This window comes from Oleiagrimonas sp. (assembly GCF_027858935.1).
Classification (GTDB): domain Bacteria; phylum Pseudomonadota; class Gammaproteobacteria; order Xanthomonadales; family Rhodanobacteraceae; genus Oleiagrimonas.
Map to the genome: position 1 here is coordinate 1 of NZ_JAQIBU010000121.1, position 15,741 is coordinate 15,741.

General features: G+C 63.3%; 15 protein-coding genes. 7 read left to right on the plus strand and 8 right to left on the minus strand.

Translation table 11 applies throughout. From position 1 onward, the window contains the following. A partial coding sequence (locus PF446_RS04575) for a hypothetical protein (RefSeq protein ID WP_298070067.1) occupies positions 1-297 on the plus strand: 297 nt, incomplete at its 5' end. Positions 298-300: 3 nt separating this feature from the next. Here the strand turns inward: PF446_RS04575 and PF446_RS04580 are convergent. The 3 genes from PF446_RS04580 to PF446_RS04590 form a co-directional block, all read right to left on the minus strand. Then, a complete protein-coding gene (locus PF446_RS04580) occupies positions 301-1,062 on the minus strand; it encodes an ABC transporter permease (RefSeq protein WP_298070068.1) in 762 nt (253 codons plus the stop codon). After that, positions 1,059-2,021 (minus strand): ABC transporter ATP-binding protein, encoded by a 963-nt coding sequence (locus PF446_RS04585; RefSeq protein WP_298070069.1) that lies wholly within the window; start codon positions 2,019-2,021, stop codon positions 1,059-1,061. The genes PF446_RS04580 and PF446_RS04585 overlap by 4 nt, the downstream gene beginning before the upstream one ends. A gap of 112 nt (positions 2,022-2,133) precedes the next feature. Next, positions 2,134-2,529: a c-type cytochrome gene (locus tag PF446_RS04590; RefSeq protein ID WP_298070070.1), complete on the minus strand. Its 396-nt coding sequence runs from the start codon at positions 2,527-2,529 to the stop codon at positions 2,134-2,136. A 230-nt stretch (positions 2,530-2,759) separates the two neighbouring features. Between PF446_RS04590 and PF446_RS04595 the strand changes: the two genes are divergently transcribed. Both PF446_RS04595 and PF446_RS04600 read left to right on the plus strand, forming a co-directional pair. Next, positions 2,760-3,521: a queuosine precursor transporter gene (locus PF446_RS04595; protein ID WP_298070071.1), complete on the plus strand. Its 762-nt coding sequence runs from the start codon at positions 2,760-2,762 to the stop codon at positions 3,519-3,521. Then, positions 3,518-3,961: a DUF3429 domain-containing protein gene (locus PF446_RS04600; RefSeq protein ID WP_298070072.1), complete on the plus strand. Its 444-nt coding sequence runs from the start codon at positions 3,518-3,520 to the stop codon at positions 3,959-3,961. The genes PF446_RS04595 and PF446_RS04600 overlap by 4 nt, the downstream gene beginning before the upstream one ends. Before the next feature lie 52 nt (positions 3,962-4,013). Here PF446_RS04600 and PF446_RS04605 read toward each other — a convergent pair whose 3' ends face one another. From PF446_RS04605 to PF446_RS04615, 3 genes are all read right to left on the minus strand, one after another. Further along, positions 4,014-4,661 carry a DUF6348 family protein gene (locus PF446_RS04605; RefSeq protein ID WP_298070073.1) on the minus strand — a complete coding sequence of 216 codons (648 nt, stop codon included), beginning with the start codon at positions 4,659-4,661 and terminating at the stop codon, positions 4,014-4,016. A gap of 40 nt (positions 4,662-4,701) precedes the next feature. Beyond that, entirely contained in the window at positions 4,702-7,233 is a 2,532-nt protein-coding gene (locus tag PF446_RS04610) for an excinuclease ABC subunit UvrA (protein ID WP_298070074.1), read from the minus strand. Positions 7,234-7,318: 85 nt separating this feature from the next. After that, entirely contained in the window at positions 7,319-8,368 is a 1,050-nt protein-coding gene (locus PF446_RS04615; RefSeq protein WP_298070075.1) for an aldo/keto reductase, read from the minus strand. Positions 8,369-8,648: 280 nt separating this feature from the next. Between PF446_RS04615 and PF446_RS04620 the strand changes: the two genes are divergently transcribed. Then, positions 8,649-8,975 carry a penicillin acylase family protein gene (locus tag PF446_RS04620; RefSeq protein WP_298070076.1) on the plus strand — a complete coding sequence of 109 codons (327 nt, stop codon included), beginning with the start codon at positions 8,649-8,651 and terminating at the stop codon, positions 8,973-8,975. 28 nt (positions 8,976-9,003) lie between these two features. On the opposite strand, the gene PF446_RS04625 is transcribed toward PF446_RS04620, so the two are convergent. Together PF446_RS04625 and PF446_RS04630 are read right to left on the minus strand one after the other, a co-directional pair. Continuing rightward, entirely contained in the window at positions 9,004-9,660 is a 657-nt protein-coding gene (locus tag PF446_RS04625; protein WP_298070077.1) for a response regulator transcription factor, read from the minus strand. Beyond that, positions 9,657-11,702 (minus strand): histidine kinase, encoded by a 2,046-nt coding sequence (locus PF446_RS04630; RefSeq protein ID WP_298070078.1) that lies wholly within the window; start codon positions 11,700-11,702, stop codon positions 9,657-9,659. Before PF446_RS04630 ends, PF446_RS04625 begins: the two co-directional genes overlap by 4 nt. Positions 11,703-12,070: 368 nt before the next feature. Here PF446_RS04630 and PF446_RS04635 point away from each other — a divergent pair, with 368 nt between their 5' ends. The 3 genes from PF446_RS04635 to PF446_RS04645 form a co-directional block, all read left to right on the plus strand. Beyond that, positions 12,071-12,433 (plus strand): c-type cytochrome, encoded by a 363-nt coding sequence (locus tag PF446_RS04635; RefSeq protein WP_298070079.1) that lies wholly within the window; start codon positions 12,071-12,073, stop codon positions 12,431-12,433. A 64-nt stretch (positions 12,434-12,497) separates the two neighbouring features. Next, positions 12,498-13,529 carry a DmsE family decaheme c-type cytochrome gene (locus tag PF446_RS04640; RefSeq protein WP_298070080.1) on the plus strand — a complete coding sequence of 344 codons (1,032 nt, stop codon included), beginning with the start codon at positions 12,498-12,500 and terminating at the stop codon, positions 13,527-13,529. 16 nt (positions 13,530-13,545) lie between these two features. Continuing rightward, a partial coding sequence (locus PF446_RS04645; protein WP_298070081.1) for an MtrB/PioB family decaheme-associated outer membrane protein occupies positions 13,546-15,741 on the plus strand: 2,196 nt, incomplete at its 3' end.

The window sequence follows — 15,741 nt, forward strand, 5'->3', positions numbered from 1 at the left end:
ACCCACACCGCACGCATGTTCGCGAGAACCGCCGACATGCAGATGAACGCACACGCCAGCCTCATCACATGGCTTCTCGCCACCCCGGCAAACCGCACGCCAAGCCCATGGCATCAGGAAAGGATCGACACGGGGATCGCGCGGCCAGGAAACAGGGGAACAAAGCCCACGACCGCCACGATATGCATCAACGCAAGCACGACAAGCGCGCAGATGACGGCAATTCCTGAGCTTTCCCGGCACCCAAGGAGCGGGCAAGACCCGCTCTTTTCAGCGCATTCGCTTGCAGACCGTTGAAGCTCATGACTTGAGGCGATATCCACTGCGAAAAATCCACCACAACGTGACCAGACACAGCGCCAGGAACAGCATGATCATGCCCAGGCTCAGTCCAACGCCGACGTCAGCGCGATCGTAGAAACTCCAGCGGAATCCGCTGATCAGGTACACCACCGGGTTGAACAGCGTCACCTTCTGCCAGAACGGCGGAAGCATGTGGATCGAGTAGAAACTGCCGCCGAGGAAGGTCAACGGCGTAACGATCAGCAAGGGCACAAGCTGCAGCTTCTCGAAATTGTCCGCCCAAATGCCGATGATGAAGCCGAACAGGCTGAAGGTCAGCGCCGTCAATACCAGAAACAGCAGCATCCAGAACACATGGGCAATATGCAGAGGCACGAACAGCCCTGCCGTACCCAGGATGATCAAGCCCAGCAGCACCGCCTTGGTCGCGGCTGCACCGGCGTAGCCGAGCACAATCTCCAGGTAGGACACGGGTGCCGAGAGGATTTCGTAGATGGTGCCGGTGAACTTGGGGAAATAAATCCCGAACGAGGCATTGGAAATGCTCTGCGTGAGCAGGTTGAGCATGATCAGCCCCGGGACGATGAACGCTCCGTAGCTGACACCGTCCACCTGCTTGATGCGCGAACCGATGGCCGACCCGAAAACCACGAAGTACAGCGACGTCGAAATCACCGGCGCCACGATACTCTGCAGCAGAGTGCGCCCGGTCCGGGCCATTTCAAACAGGTAGATGGCGCGCATGCCTCTGGGATTCATGCTGCGGACCTCACCAGGCTGACAAAAATCTCCTCCAGCGAACTTTGCTGGGTGCTGAGGTCGTTGAATGTGATACCCGCCTTGCCCAGGTCGCTCAGCAGGCGCGTGATCCCGGTGCGTTCAGCCTGGGTGTCGTAGGTGTAGATCAGCTGCTCGCCGCCCCCGGCCAGACGCAGATGGTGCTCGGCCAGGGACCCGGGGATCTGATCGAGCCGCTTGTGCAGTTGCAGGATCAGCCGTTTTTCTCCCAGTTTTCGCATCAGTTCTGCAGTCTCCTCCACCAGCACAATGCGGCCGTTGTTGATCACGCCCACGCGGTCGGCCATCTGTTCGGCTTCCTCGATGTAGTGCGTGGTCAGGATGATGGTCACGCCGTCCGCGCGAAGCTGGCGGACCACTTCCCACATGTCCCTGCGCAACTCCACGTCCACGCCCGCGGTGGGCTCGTCCAAAAACAGGATCTCGGGTTCGTGGGAGAGCGCCTTGGCGATCATCACGCGGCGCTTCATGCCGCCCGAAAGCGTGCGCAGGCGGGCGTCCTTTTTGTCCCACAAGGACAGCTCTCGCAGGATCTTCTCGATGTGCATGGGGCTTTTCGGTTTGCCGAACAGGCCGCGGCTGAAGCTGACCGTCGACCACACCGTCTCGAAGGCGTCGGTGGTCAGCTCCTGCGGGACCAGGCCGATCCGCGCGCGGGCCGCGCGGTAGTCGCGCACCACGTCGTGTCCGCCCGCGACCACCGTGCCGCTGCTGGCGTTGACGATCCCGCACACGATGTTGATCAGCGTAGTCTTGCCGGCACCGTTGGGACCCAGCAGCGCAAACAGTTCGCCGGTGCGTATGTCGAGATTGATGTCCTCGAGCGCCCGGAAACCGGATGCGTAGACCTTGCCGAGATGAGTGATGGATACCGCAGGCGCCGCGTCCGGGCGCGCCTGCTTGGACGCCTCAGGGTTCATCCGCTGCCTTGTCGTGCCAATGCCAGACCCCCAAGACTACATCCTCAGGAACCACGGCACAGCCCGTGCGAATGGCTCATCGAAGGGCCGGCGGTGACGCTAAACGACCCAGCTACTCCGGCGGGGACTTCGCGGGCAGAGCGAGAATCCATTTCGCCATGGCTCGCGCATCGTTCGCAGGCACGTTCAGGTCGGGCATGACGCCAGACCAGTGGCCCTGTCCGCCATGCTCGATGAAGGCGGCCAGGCTGGCCTCGGCCTGTGTCTGGTCGCGGTAGCGCCAGGCCACCCAAGCAAAGGCCGGCCCAACGCTGCGCTTGTCAACGGCGTGGCAACTCATGCACGCGAAGCGTCGCAGCGCGGGCGGCGCCTGGGCCGGGACGGGGGCATTGCGATGCCCCATCATGCCGTGCATGCCCATCTGCCCGGGGTGCATCTGCCGGGGGCCCTGCGCAAACGCCGCGGCCGCCAGTACGCACCCTGATATCACCAATGATAATCGATGCATCGTCCCGCTCCCGCGTAAGCACGAATCGGCTCATGGCAAGTGTGGCCCTGCGCAGCGCGATTGCAAGCGGTCCAGCCTGCATTCCGGTACTGGATAGACGTCCGGCTCCACACAAAAACCCGGTGAAACAGCCCCCGAACGACCTCCATCCGAACGCAATGAATTTTCATTTCGGGTCGATCCGCCCTGCTGCTATCTTCGCGTTTCCCCCTTGGAGACCCGATCCTACGATGACCACCACTGCGGTCGCACCTGCCCCAGTCCGCGGCTTCCGCTACTACGACCTGATGGTCGGCGGCATGGTCGCGGTGCTCCTCAGCGCCAACCTGATCGGGCCGGCCAAGGTCGGGATCGTGACCCTGCCCTGGATCGGCGCCCTCAGTTTCGGGGCCGGCAATCTGTTCTTTCCGGTCAGCTACATCTTCGGGGATGTGCTGACCGAGGTGTACGGCTATGCCCGCGCGCGCCGCGCGATATGGGCCGGCTTCGGGGGCCTGGCCTTTGCCACCCTGATGACCTGGGCCATACTGGCCATGCCGGCGAGCCCGGACGAGCCGTTCAACGCGAAACTGCAGCCGGCACTTGAAATCGTGTTCGGCAACACCGGGCGCATTGTTGCCGCCTCCATGCTGGCTTACTGGTTGGGCGATTTCGCCAATTCCTACGTGATGGCGAAGATGAAGATCTGGACCGAGGGGAGGCATCTGTGGACGCGTACAATCGGATCGACCATCGTCGGCCAGGGCGTGGACAGCCTGACCTTCTATCCGATCGCTTTTCTAGGTATCTGGGAAGGCCAGACACTGCTCAAGGTCATCGCCTTCAACTGGGCCATGAAAATCACGGTCGAGGTGGTGTTCACGCCCGTCACCTACGCCGTGGTCGGCTTTCTCAAGCGCAGGGAAGGCGTGGATACCTACGATCGCGACACCCACTTCACACCCTTCAGCCTGCGCGATGAAGGGCAGTTCCAGAGCATGCACCGCAAATGAAAACTATCTCCGATACCTCCCGGTTCAAGCTGCCCCTGGGCACCCGCGTCCTTGGCTGGTCCGGCCTGCTGCCGTTCCTGGCCACGCTGGCCCTGGCGGTGCTGGCCCCGGGCGCGCGCATCCTTGCGTCGTCGATGTTCATCGCCTACGGCGCGGTCATCCTGAGTTTCATCGGGGGTACCCGTTGGGGCAGCGGCCTGGCCATGCAGGCGCCGGGTCCGCGCCTGGTGGAATCGGTACTGCCCAGCCTGCTGGGCTTCGGGGCCCTGCTGCTGGTGCATACGCCTGCACCCGCGCTGGCAGTGCTGGCCGCTGGCTTCGCCGCCTGGCTGGTCATTGACCTGCGCGACCGGACCTGGTCGCCGGCCTATCGGCACATGCGTCTGGGAATCAGCATCACGGTTCTGGCCCTGCACGCGGCGTGGATTGTGGTGTTGTGAAAGTGTCCGCAGCACGCCAAACGGCTGCGTGACGCAGCCGTCCACGCCTCGTTCAATAGTCGCAGACGTCCAGCACGATCACCTGGTGTGCCCGATAGACGCCGCGATCCTTCGGCCAGCCGCATTCGGCCAGCGCCCGGGTGCCTGCCGCCCATGGTTCATGGTCGAGCAGAGCCTCGGTACGCGATGGTCCCTCGCCGTCGCAGGCGTGGAACAGCCGCAAGGCATGCAGCCCGGGAGACAGTATTTCGCGCTGCAGCACAACTTCAATCGCGGACGTGGTCGCCGCAGGTACATCGGCCTCACTGAACGTACCGCGCAGCATCCACCGACCCAGAAACACATCCCAGCCACGCAAGCCGATTTCCCAACGGGCAAGGTCGAGCGTGCGATCGTCGGTGACATACCAGCAGGCAGCCAGCAGCACCGGAAACATGCCGTGGCGGAATCGCGCCAGAGCATCGTCCAGGCCCATTTTGCCGCCACCTTCGCCGGCAAGGCTCTCCTCGATGCGTCGATCCTCGCCAATCACCACGTCCACATCCAGCCGCCCCGGCGCCCCCGCCTCGTCGTGCCAGGTGGCGCGGATGGCAGGCAATCCGTCCGGACTCAGCAGCCAGCCGTCCTCGTCCGGTTCCAGCTCGACATCGTGCTCGGTGAACAGCTCGAGCAAATGGCGCTGCAGTACATGGTCGTGCATGAGGATTCCGTGTCCGCGCTGAAAGGACGGCCAGTCTGCCTCAAAGCATGCGTGCCAGATAGCCGGCCGTCTTTCCGGTACCTGAAACGGCCACCTGTGCCGGCGTGCCCTGCACCATCACCGTGCCGCCCTCGTCGCCGGCTCCGGGGCCCATGTCGATGACCCAGTCGCAATCCGCGATCACGCGCAGGTCATGCTCGACCAGAAGGACCGTGTGCCCGGCATCGACCAGTCCCTGCAACTGCCGCATCAGGCGGTCGGCATCGGCGGGGTGCAGGCCGGTCGTGGGTTCGTCCAGCACATACAGCGTGTGGCCTCGTGTCTGGCGCTGCAACTCGGTGGCCAGCTTGATGCGTTGGGCCTCGCCACCGGACAGCTCGGTCGCCGGCTGGCCCAGACGCAGGTAGCCCAGGCCCACCTGGCGCAGGCTCGACAGCGATCGCGCCAGCGCCGGCACTTGTTCGCCAAAGAATGTGGCAGCGGCATCCACCGTGAGGTCCAGCACCTGGGCGATGTTCTTCCCGTTCCAGGTCACGGCCAGGGTGTCCTCGTTGTAGCGCGCGCCATGGCAGGTCGGGCACGGGGCGAACACCGACGGCAGAAACAGCAGGCCCACGGACACGAAGCCTTCGCCCTCGCAGGTGGGGCAGCGCCCCTTGCGGACATTGAACGAGAAACGGCCGACGTTGTACTTGCGACGACGTGCTTCGGCCGTGGCGGCGAACAGCTTGCGCACGTGATCGAACAGCCCGGTGTAGGTCGCCAGATTGGAGCGTGGCGTGCGCCCGATGGGCTTCTGGTCCACCACCACCTGACGCGTGAGCATATCCATGCCCGCGACCAGGCGGCCGCCCACGGGCGGCGGCACATCGCCCGCCGCAAACTCATCGCCCTCGTCGGGCACCTGTGCCTGCATGCCCAGGTGCATGCCGACCAGTTCCACCAGCGCCTGGCTGACCAGGCTGGACTTGCCGGCGCCGGACACGCCGGTGACGACCGTCATCACGCCCAGCGGAATGTCCACATCCAGACCCTGCACGTTGTTGCGCACGATGGCCTCCAGGCGCAACCATGTGGTGGGCTCGCGAAACGAACCCCGATGCTCGGATGCGGACCCGAAAAGATACGTCCGCGTGTGCGATCTGGCGCAGTCGCGCAATCCTTCCGGTGGCCCGCTGTAGAGCACCTCGCCGCCCTGCTCGCCCGCATCGGGACCGATATCGACCAGCCAGTCGGCAGCGCGGATCACGTCCAGGTCGTGCTCGACCACGAACACCGAATTACCGCCGCTGCGCAGCCGTGACAGGGCCCGCAGCAGGGCCTCGGTGTCGGCCGGATGCAAGCCCGCCGAGGGTTCGTCCAGCACATAGACCACGCCAAACAGCTTGGCCCGGAGTTGCGTGGCCAGGCGCAAGCGCTGCAATTCGCCAGGTGACAGCGTGGGCGTGCTGCGATCCAGCGACAGGTAACCCAGTCCCATATCGTTCAACGTGGCGATGCGCGTGCACAGATCCTGCACGATGCGCTCGGCGACGAGTCCGGTTTCCGGGTGATCCGCGTGGCCGCCATCCGGTCCATCCACGGCCGCGCCCAGGCGTTCGAAAAGCTGGCGCATGGGCAGCCGCGAGGCGGTTGCGATATCCATGCCGGCAAACGTCACCGCCAGTGCCTCGCGTCGCAGGCGCCCGCCGCCGCAGGCCGGACACGCACTGGAGATCATGTAGCGCAGCACGCGCTTCTTGATGCTTTCGCTGGTCGCATTGGCGAAGGTGTGCATCACATATTCGCGCGCGCTGACATAGGTGCCCTTGTAGTTGCCGGCCTCGCCGCGCGCATGGGCGGCGCGCGCATCTTCCGGCGAGGTATCGCGGTACACCGGCACCGTGGGCTGTTCGCTGGTGAACAGGATCCAGTCACGGTCCACACGCGGCAGGTCGCGCCATGGCGTGTCCACGTCGTACCCCAGCGTGACCAGGATGTCGCGGTAGTTCTTGCCCTGCCAGGCCGGCGGCCAGGCGGCGATGGCACGGTCGCGGATGGTCAGCGACGGGTCCGGCACCATCGATTCCTCGGTCACGTCGAACACCTTGCCCAGGCCGTGGCATTCCGGACAGGCGCCGGCCGGTGTGTTGGGCGAGAAGGCGTCCGACTCCAGCATCGCCTGGCCCGCGGGATAGGTGCCGGCGCGCGAATAGAGCATGCGCAGTGCATTGGACAGGGTGGTCAAGCTGCCCACGGACGAGCGCGCGCTGCCGCCGCCACGCCGCTGCTGCAGGGCTACCGCAGGCGGCAACCCGTCCACCGCATCGACGTCCGGCACCCCTACCTGTTCGATCAAGCGTCGCGCATAGGGCGCCACCGACTCGAAATAGCGCCGCTGCGCCTCCGCGTACACGGTGCCGAAAGCGAGCGACGACTTGCCCGAACCGGATACGCCGGTGAATACCACCAGCGCATCGCGAGGAAGGTCCACGTCGATCTGCTTGAGGTTGTGCTCGCGGGCGCCGCGCACCCGCACGCAACCATTGTCATCTTCGCGGGCTTCGGATGGCGCCGGGGGCGGAGCGGGCATGGCGGTCTTCCTGTGGGCGGATCAGGCCGCGCGCTTGCACGGCGCCAGCCGGGCATTGTAACTGCCCGGCTGGCATCCCTCTGCATCACCGCGTGCCGGCATCCTCCAGCTGCTCGCGACGATGCGAGCCCTGGCGCTCCAGCATCCAGCCGGGATATTCGTCGGGCAGCGCGCTGACCTTGTCCAGCGCCTGCAGTTCGTCGGCATCAAGACGGACTTCGGTCGAGGCGATGTTGTCCTCGAGCTGGTCCATGCGTTTGGCACCGATGATCACACTGGTGACGGCCGGCTGATGGTTGAGCCAGGCCAGGGCGATCTGTGCCACCGAAACGCCGCGCTTCTCCGCCATGCCCCGCATGACCTCGATGCAGTCGTAACCGCGCTCGGTATCCACCGGCGGGAAGTCGAAACTCGCGCGGCGGCTGCCCTTCTCCGCTTCCTTGTCGCGGCCGAACTTGCCGCTGAGCAGTCCGCCCGCCAGCGGGCTCCAGACCATCAGGCCGACATTCTCGCTCTGGATCGCCGGGATGATTTCGCGCTCGAGGTCGCGGCCGGCCACGGTGTAGTACGCCTGCAGCGACTGGAAGCGCGACAGACCGTGCCGGTCACTGATACCCAGCGCCTTCATGATCTGCCATGCGGCCCAGTTGGACACGCCCACGTGCCGCACATGACCATGCTGCACCAGGTTGTCCAGCGCACGCACTGTTTCCTCGATCGGCGTGGCCGGGTCGAAACCATGCACCTGGTACAGGTCGATATAGTCCAGCTGCAGGCGCTTGAGGCTGGCCTCCACGCCCTCGATGATGTGGCGTCGCGACAAACCGCGTGAATTGACCCCACCGGTACCGGTCTCGCCGAACACCTTGGTCGCCACGATCACGTCCTCGCGCGGCACCTTGAGATTCTTCAGCGCCTGGCCGGTCATCACCTCCGAGGCACCTTCGGAGTAGACATCCGCGGTGTCGATGAAATTGATGCCGGCATCCATGGCGCGCCCGATCAGCCGATCAGCATCGCTCTGCTGAAGGTCGCCGATCTTGCTCCAGAGATCGCCCTTGCCACCGAAGGTCATGGTGCCCAGGCACAATTCGGAAACGAACAGGCCGGTATGGCCGAGTGATTTGTATTGCATGAAAAACTCCTTCGATCAGGGGAATGCACTGGTTTGCGCCGGGACACCTGCGAAACAGGACATGCCCGGGGTACCCTTCACAGTTGACGGCAGGGAAGCGTGATTTCAAGCGTGCAACGATGCTTCGGGCAAGGGTGTTCAGGGACAAAACCGGTCATGCAGCAGCCATGATGCCAAGATTGCATCCAGGCAAGGTTTGCCGGGGGTTCATCACGCCTTTACGCAGCCATCACCAACAATTATTGCTGGTGTCCATCGTGGTGCTGACCATGGCACTGCCATGCACCAGTACCGCGGGTTCCCCTCAGCATGCGCGTTGCAGGGCGAAGCCGCAGCCGTGACCATCACCCGTGATGACTGGGGCATCGCGCACGTGCACGGCAGGACCGATGCCGACGCAGTGTTCGGCATGACCTGCGCGCATGCCGGGAACGACTTCAATCGCGCCGAGAGCAACGACCTGACCTGCGTGGGACTGATGGCCGAGGTCAGGGGTAAGGGCGCCCTCTGGCAGGACCTGCGCCAGCGCCTGTTGGTATATCCGGACCTGCTCAAGAACCACACCGAACGCGTGTACCATCCGGGACAGGCCTCAAACACACCTTGAATAAAGCTGCGCGCAAAGGACTCCCGGCTCAGGAATCCTCGGGGATAAGGTCCACCAGACCATGGCGCATGGCATAGCGCATCAGCTCGGATTGATTGGACAATCCCATTTTCTCCAGCAGGTGCGTCTTGTGCGTACTGACTGTCTTGATGCTGAGGCAGAACTCCTCTGCAATATCGGTCAGGCTCATGCCACGCACCAGGCGCGTGAAGACTTCGTACTCTCGACCGGACAAAGTCGTGTGCGGCGGCGCAAGGTCCGGACGGACCACATTCCTAGCCAGCAGCTCGGCCACCTTGGCGCTGATATAGACCCCTCCTGAGGCCACTTTGCGAATGGCCCGCAGCAACAGGTCGCCATCGAATTCCTTGGTCAGGTACCCCGATGCACCCGACTGCAGCGCACGCACCGCATATTGCTCCTCCTGGTGCATGGTAAAGACCAGTATCGGAAGCCTGGGTTGCAACTCCTTGACGCGCTTGATCATTTCCAGGCCGTTACGTCCGGGCATCGAAAGATCGAGGATCAGCAAACCCCAGTCGTGTTCATTCAACCGCTCGACCAGGGATGCGCCGTCCCAGGCCTCGCCTGCGAACTCCAGGTCCGAGGTATCGTCAAGAATCTTCCTCAGGCCATTCCGGATCACGCCGTGATCGTCGGCCACCAATACCTGCACTCTCATCATGCTTCCTCCCTGACTGTTGCCCTGACGACGAGCGGAATGTGGATCTCGATCGTCGTGCCCTTATCCGGTTCGCTGATCACCCGGAACGTGCCGCCAAGAGCCGATGCGCGTTCGCGCATGCTGACCAGACCGATGCCACCCCCACCGTGGTCATGCACGAACCCGCAGCCGGTGTCGCGTACGGTCACCACCAGGTCGTCGCCGTGCTGCTCCAGCTGCACGGCAAGCCATGAAGACCGGGCATGACGCACTACATTCGACAGCGCCTCCTGCACCATGCGGAAAATCGCCGTGGCCAGCGCTTCATCCTGAACCAGGTGCGCCGCCGGCAGGTTGCACTGATAGCTGATGTTGGTGTGTCGGGTGATTTCCTCGACCTGCCAGGCCAGTGCCTCACCGAGGTCACGATCCTCCAGCACCCACGGACGAAGCTCGGTGGAAATACGTCGTACGGAAGTAATCGCACGGTCCAGCATTTCATGCATGGCAACGAGCATGTCGGTGGCCGCGCGCCGCCCTTCCTTCAGTCGACCGGAAAACCAGGTCAGCTCAAGCTTGAGGCCCGTCAGTTGTTGTCCCAGGTCGTCATGCAACTCGCGCGAAATGCGCGTGCGCTCCTCGTCGCGCACATTCTGCAGGGCGGCCGAGAGGCGACGAAGCTCGGTATTGATCTCGCGCAGTTCGGCATCCTTGCGACGGCGCTCGGTGACGTCGCGCAATACCGCCGTGAGTTGCGGCTTGCCCTCGATGAGTGTTTTCGAGACCGCCGATTCGATCGGGAACTCGCTGCCATCTGCACGCAGGCCGTGGATATCGGTCTGCAGCGCCATGTTGCGCGAGGCCATCGAAGCATGCATGAAGGACCAGACGTGGACGTCATGGTTGTGTCGATAACGTGCCGGAAGCAAGCGCGCCAGCGGAATGCCGATGGCGTCCTTGGCGGGGATGCCGAACATGCGCTCGGCAGCAGTGTTGAACATCACGACCTGCTGCTGATCATTGACCGAGATGATCGCGTCCATCACCGAATCCATCGTCAGTCGGTAGCGATCATCCGCCTCCCGCAATGCCGAGCTCAGCTTGCCCTCGCGCCGAAGCTCGACGCCAAGGAGGAATGCCGCGATGCCGATGAAAACACACACCAGCGCCGTGCCCAGCAGTACCGGAATTGCCGCATGGCGCCAGGCAGCCAGAACTTCCATGTCGTTTTCCCGCACGGCCACAAGCAATGGGAAATCAGGTACTTGTGCAAGCACCAGTCCGTTCTTGCCCGGATCCTCGCCAGTGGCGGCGACCTCGACCGGCACACTGCCGGTACGGGTCAGGTCCACGCCACGGAGCTCAGATGCAGCACGGCCCAGCGCCTGCGATCGATGCGGAATGCTGGCAATGAGCGTGGCATCGTCGTGATACAAGCCAATGGGACGCAGGAATCCCTGTTCCATGTAGCCGTAGTAGTTTTCAAAATACTTGAGATTCATGGCCGCGACGGCCACGCCTCGAAAGCTGCCGTCGGCGGCCTCGATGCGCCGTGCGAGATACAGCGTCCAGGTGCCCTGCTTGCCCATCTGCACGGGTCCGCTGATGTACAACCGTGACGGCGCGACCCTGGACATGGCCTTGAAATCGGAGCTGGACACATTCCAGCGCTTGCCGTTGAGGTCTGATGCCGATGCATTGTTGATCCTGCCTTCCGGATCCACGATGAACAGGGCCCTGACCTGACGCAATCCGCTGGAGCGCGTGCTCAGCAGCAGGTGTACGGGCATGCTGTCGAGCATCAACTGGCTGCCGTACGGTGATTGCATGCGGTCCTGCACTCCTTTCAGCGCCATGTCTGCGCCACGGAAGGACTGCTCGGTCTGTGCACTGAGCATGCGTACCAGGCTCACGGTCTCCCGGTGCGCGCGCGCAAGGTCACGCGTGCGCATGCTCAGCAGCAGCGAAGCCACCAGCATCAGGATGGCGATGACGGTGACCATGGCCAGAAGGTAGACCGCGCGTACCGGTCGCAGGCGTCCCGGAGCGAGCACGCTGTTCATCCCGGTACGCTGCCGACAAACAGGTTCGAGACTCCTTCGTGCCCCGGAGTCACGATGGCCTTACGGGTTGCCATCGAGCAAAGGATCACCTGCATGCCCTCATTCAGGCGCATATGTGCTGGAAAGCACGATACGCGGATGCGAGTGAACGGCATTGACACAGATCAACTCGGACGTGCGTAGCGCGTCACGAGTCGCGCACGGGCGCCGTTTGCTCCGAGTTTCCCTCGGACAATTCCTAGGTTGAATTTCATTCCGGCTCCGATAGTGGGTTGCGAGGCCGCAAACCATACTGCGCAGGCCTTCAGGGGACATGCGATTACGCCTGCGCTGCCTGGATGCCTACCCCAACCTACGGTGTCGATGTCATGAAAATTTTTTCCGGTTTCGTCGCGGCCGCCGCGATCTCTCTCGTACTGGCGATGAGCGTGGCCACCGCCGTCAACGCCTCGGGCCCCGACGAGGATGCCGCAAAAAGCCTGGCGCGCTCCAATAACTGCTTCAAGTGCCATGCCATCTCGCGCGACAAGGACGGCCCGGGCTGGAAGAAGGTTGCCGAAAAGTACAAGGGCAACCCTGCCGCGGAAGCGAAACTGATCCACCACCTGAACTCCGGGGAGATGGTCAAGCTCGCCGACGGCAGCATGGTGCACCACGAAATCATCAAGACAGACCCGCCCAATGACGCGGCCCAGGTCAAGAATCTCGTGGACTGGATCCTCTCGCTCTAGGGCATGCATCGCACCGCGCTCGTGAAGTCGTGCGCACGCCGTAACTCAGGAAGGGACAAGTTCCATGCATATCTCAAGACTCCGGATCATGGGCGCGTTACTGGTTTTCGCTTGCTGGTTCACTCCGGCCTGGGCCGGTGGACCGCCGATACGGCTTCCCGATCTCGGAGGCTCGACGGCCGCACAGTCGAAAAATGACGCGGGCACTGCCGCACAGGCGCTCGCGCAGGATGCCAAGTGCACCCGCTGCCACGACGAGAATGAAGCCAAGCCGATCCTCTCGATCTACCAGACGCCACATGGCGTCAGGGGTGACGCACGCACACCGACATGCCAGTCCTGTCATGGCGCCAGCGAAGCACATCTTGCAGGCAACAAGACCGGCAAGGGCGTTCCGCCGCCGGATGTGATGTTCAACGCTCACGACTATCCGCAATCGTCCGCGCAAGTGCGTTCCGGGAAGTGCCTGACCTGCCATGACGGCACCCAGCGCACCCACTGGGTGGGCAGCGAGCACCAGGTCAACGACGTGGCCTGCAACGCATGCCACAAGGTCCACAGCCCCATTGACCTGGTCCGTAACAAAGCGACTCAGGTCGAGGTCTGCACAACCTGCCACAAGGAACGCCGGGCCGATATCCACAAGATCTCGCATCACCCGATCGGCGAAGGCAAGGTCGTATGTTCCGATTGCCACAATCCGCACGGATCCACAGCACCCAACCTGCTGAAGATGGCCACCGTGACCGAAACCTGCACCAGTTGCCACGCCGAGAAGCGCGGTCCGTTCCTGTGGGAACACCAGCCGGTGGTCGAGGACTGCACCAACTGTCACACACCGCATGGCTCGAACATTCCACCGCTGCTGAAATCCAGGCCTCCGTTCCTGTGTGAGGAGTGCCACGACGCCCCGCACAACAGCCGCTCGCCCTTTGGCGCAGGCACGGCAGGACTGCAGTCACCGAATGCGGGATTCACAGCCAGCGGCGGACGCGCACCCGACCCCAGCTCCAGCGCATCCGGCCGGGCCTGCCTCAGCTGTCACTCCATGGTCCACGGATCCAACAGTCCGGCGGGCGCCCTACTGCATCGCTAATCATCGGGGACCTGAAATGAAATCCTACACGGACAAGTTGTTTCTCAAGTCACTTTCGCTTGCGATCCTGATGGCCCTGCCGCTTGCGGCCAGCGCCCAGAGCGCGGATGACGTGGCCAACCTGATCAAGCCGACCAACTACCTGGAATTCGGGCTCGGCTACGTCCAGCACGATTCGGCGCAATTTGGCCAGTACAACGGATTGGGTTCCTCCGGCCCCTATCTGATCGGAAACTTCGGCCTGACCGGCGGCGACGCCTACGGCCAGAACAGCGGAACCCGCGTGTGGTCGGTCACCGGCACAGACCTCGGCACCACTTCGCGCTCCATCGACGCCCGCATCAGGGACCAGGGCAAATGGAACCTCGGCCTGCGCTTCGATCAACTACGGCACAACATCAGCGACACGTACGAGACGCCCTTGCAGGGTTCCATGGGGGGGAATGTCTTCACCATGCCCTCCGGATTCGGCGTGGTCAGCGCCGCGCGACCCTCCACGCCCGACCCTTATGGCACCCGCACCCTCACCGCAACCCAGCAGGCCTATTTCCACCGGGTCAAGGTGCATACGGAGCGGCAGAACACCGGGGTGACGGTCGGCTACGACTTCAATCCGCACTGGAATACCCGGTTCAACTGGAACCACATGGAGCAGAGCGGCGCCAAGCTGATCTCCTCGGGCACGGATGAGAACACACCCTCGGCAGGATTCGCTCTCGCGGGCTATGGCCTGCGCGGCGAAGCCATCCAGGTGCTGATGAATCCGACCAATTACACCACCGACAATCTCGACCTGGCCCTGAACTGGCGGGGATCACGGGCCTTCCTCTCCGTGGCGTTCTACGCCTCTAATTTCACCGACCACTACGACAGCGTCAGCTTCCCCAACCCGTACACCACGACAAACGTCGCCAACGGCACGATCCTGCCCGGCGCCTATCCCATGGATGCGTTGAGCACACCGCCAAGCAACAAGTTCAACCGCGGCAGTCTGACTGCCGGATACAACATCACCCCCCGCACACGGCTGGTCGGCGGCTACTCCTATGGCCGCAATACCCAGAACCAGAACTACGTCAACCTCGACCAGATGCAACCGGGCGGGCTTCCAGCCACCTCGCTGCACGGACGGGTGATCATCACCCATGCCGATCTCAATCTCACCAACCGGACCACCCGGCACCTGAGCCTGTCTGCGGGCATGAACTTCGACAAGCGCGACAACCGGACCCCGGCCTACGCCTATGACTACTTCGACCTCGGCGGAGAAGCCGTCACCTCGGTCAACATCCCGCTGAGCTACAGCAAGTCCCGGGGGGAGCTCAGCGCCGACTACCGTTTCGGCCACGGACAGCATTTGCGTGCCGCCTATGAGTACGAAAAGACCCATCGCTGGTGCAACAGCGCGCTGTCCAACAACGCACAGGGCGATCTACCCACGGCCTTTGCCGGGTATTACACGGTGGCCTCCTGCGTCCAGGTGCCCAAGAACGTCGAGGACAAGTATGTCCTGACCTATCGTGCCAACGCCACGGAGCAACTGGACTTCAATGCCGGCTACTCCTACTCCGATCGCACCGCGACCGTGAATGCCTCCTTCTACAACCCGATGCAGGCCATCAGCGAGGGCTTCGAGAATTTCGGCTACCGGGCCTACTTCGATGCCTCGCGGACCCAGCAAATGATCAAGGCCGGGACCAACTGGCAGGCAAGCAAACACCTGAGTTTCAGCCTTGACGGCCGCGCCACCTACGACAACTACACCGACTCACCGCTCGGCGTCCAGGACGGGCATTCGCTCAGCCTGAACTTCGACACCACGCTGGTTATGTCCGAGCACGCTTCAGCTTCACTGTATGCCAGCGCGCAGCGCAGGACCCGCGCGTTGCTCAGCGCATACCAGCGCAATGCCGTCGCCCCGCCGGCCAATACCTGGACCAACGACCTCACGGACAAGGCTGCGATCTACGGAATCACCGCGCAGCGCGGTGGGCTGATGGGCGGCAAGCTCAAGCTGATCGGCGACCTGTCCTACTCGCTGGACACCACCCGCTACTACACCGCGCTGAACTACGTCGACGCAGCCTGCACCGCGCCCAGTCGAGGCGGCTACAGCTGCGGCGCGGTGCCCGACATCCGCAGTCAGCTGTCACGACTGCGCCTGACGGCGAACTACGCCATTGATCGCAAGAGCACGCTGGTGTTCGGCTAC